The organism is Roseateles sp. P5_E11 (genome assembly GCF_054049355.1).
This window is the reverse complement of record NZ_JBFUMO010000861.1, coordinates 1-1,768: the sequence shown is the minus strand read 5'-3', so window position 1 is coordinate 1,768 and position 1,768 is coordinate 1. Positions and strand designations below refer to the sequence as shown.

Genomic DNA, 1,768 nt, shown 5'->3' with positions numbered 1-1,768 from the left:
CTCGGTGCGCGACTCGCTGGCCTTGCCGGTGGACTGGCAGGCCTCGCCGGGCGTGATCTTCGACGATGGCCGCAAGAAGGTCGCAATTACCGCGCTGAGCCTCGTCAACACGCGCTCCAACTTCCTGCGTGCCGGTGAAATGCTCGATGGCATTGCGTTGGACAAATACACCTTTTACCGCGACGCCTATCTGCAACGCCGCGGCAGCTTCGATGATGACGACGAGGTCGAGGTGCTCGTGCCGGGCAACGGCGCTTCGGCAGCGGCCACCGCAGCTTCAGCGCCCGAGCCTGCGGCGTCCGAACCCGCGGCGAACGTGAAGAAGCCTGCCGAGCCTGCCTCTGCAGCGGCGCGGTGAATCCGCACGCGAACGGTTACGTCCCGAGAGCCAACCAAAATCCGGACTGGCGCGTTGAGCGCCCGTCCCGTTCAGAGAAAGCGAAACCATGACTGTGCTGAAATCCCTGCGCCGCCGCCTGCTCACCGTGGCCACCCTGGCGACCTTGAGCCTTGGCCTCGTGCATGGCGCCCATGCGGCCGATGGCGGCACGCCCGACCAGCTGATCCGCCAGCTGTCCCTGGAAACCATCGAGGCCGTCAAGGCCGACAAGGACATCCAGGCCGGCAACGTCAACAAGATCATCGCCCTGGTCGACGCCAAGGTGATGCCTCACGTCAACTTCCAGCGCATGACGGCATCGGCCGTCGGCCGCTTCTGGCGCCAGGCCACGCCGGAGCAGCAGACCAAGCTGCAGGCCGAGTTCAAGACCCTGCTGGTGCGCACCTATGCCGGCGCGCTGACGCAGGTGAAGGACCAGACCATCGGCCTGAAGCCGCTGCGCGCCCAGCCGACCGACACCGAGGTCGTCGTGAAGACCGAGATCCGTGGCAAGGGCGATGCCATCCAGCTCGACTATCGCCTGGAGAAGGCCGGTGCCGAGTGGAAGATCTATGACGTCAATGTGCTGGGCATCTGGCTGGCGGACCAGTACCGCAACAGCTTCGCCCAGGAGATCGGCGCCAACGGCATCGACGGCCTGATCAAGAGCCTGGCGGACAAGAACGCCAAGGCCGGCGCTCCCGCCGCCAAGGGCTGATCTTGAGCGGCCTGAAGCTGCCTGCACGGCTGCGCACGGACGGCGCCCGCGCCGCCTGGGCGCAGATGTCGCCCGCCCTGCGCGCCGAGGCCGCCCAGGTGCTGGCGGCGGCCGGCCGTGAGGTCAGGCTGTCGGCTGCCGAGTTGAAGGATTTCGATTCCGCGGCGCTGAGCGTGTTGCTGTCGGCCGGGCGCCAGTGCACCGAGCAGGGCGCAACGCTGAAGCTGGACAACGCGCCCGACAAGCTTCGCGAACTGGCTCGCGTCTACGGCGTGGCCGAACTGCTGTGGCCGCCTGCCGCGGCCGTCTGATCAGCCCGCGTAACGTTTCGCGCGCAGATTCTTCTTGATCTCCTGCAGCATGGGCCGCAGGTGCTGGCCCAGCTTCAGCGCCACGCCCGTGGTCAGGATGTCCACCGCGATCAGATGCAGCAAACGCGACACCATGGGGCTATAGCGGTCGAAGTCTTCGGGATGGTCCACCGCCAGCAGGATCTGGCTGGGGCCTAGCGCCAACTGCGCCAACGGCGAAGCGCTGGCCGTGATGATGATGATGGTCGCGCCCTTCTTGCGCGCGATGTCGGCCGCATCCAGCAGGTCGCGGCTGCGCCCAGAATTGCTGATGATGACGGCGCAATCGCCTGGCTGCAGCATGGTCGCACTCATGAGCTG

Annotated in this window: 4 protein-coding genes; 3 read left to right on the top strand and 1 reads right to left on the bottom strand. The window is 66.6% G+C overall.

The annotated features are described in order from the left end of the window. The 3 genes from ACXJKR_RS31480 to ACXJKR_RS31470 form a co-directional block, all read left to right on the top strand. A partial coding sequence (locus ACXJKR_RS31480; protein WP_457326199.1) for an MlaA family lipoprotein occupies nt 1-358 on the top strand: 358 nt, incomplete at its 5' end. 88 nt (nt 359-446) lie between these two features. Beyond that, nucleotides 447-1,097: an MlaC/ttg2D family ABC transporter substrate-binding protein gene (locus ACXJKR_RS31475; protein ID WP_056203349.1), complete on the top strand. Its 651-nt coding sequence runs from the start codon at nt 447-449 to the stop codon at nt 1,095-1,097. A gap of 2 nt (nt 1,098-1,099) precedes the next feature. After that, nucleotides 1,100-1,408 (top strand): STAS domain-containing protein, encoded by a 309-nt coding sequence (locus ACXJKR_RS31470; protein WP_056203352.1) that lies wholly within the window; start codon nt 1,100-1,102, stop codon nt 1,406-1,408. Here ACXJKR_RS31470 and ACXJKR_RS31465 read toward each other — a convergent pair. Next, a partial coding sequence (locus ACXJKR_RS31465; protein WP_457326198.1) for an SIS domain-containing protein occupies nt 1,409-1,768 on the bottom strand: 360 nt, incomplete at its 5' end.

Excerpts from the sequence above, each read along its gene's own strand:
- ACXJKR_RS31475 (WP_056203349.1), top strand. The coding sequence starts at position 447 with ATGACTGTGCTGAAATCCCTGCGCCGCCGCCTGCTCACCGTGGCCACC.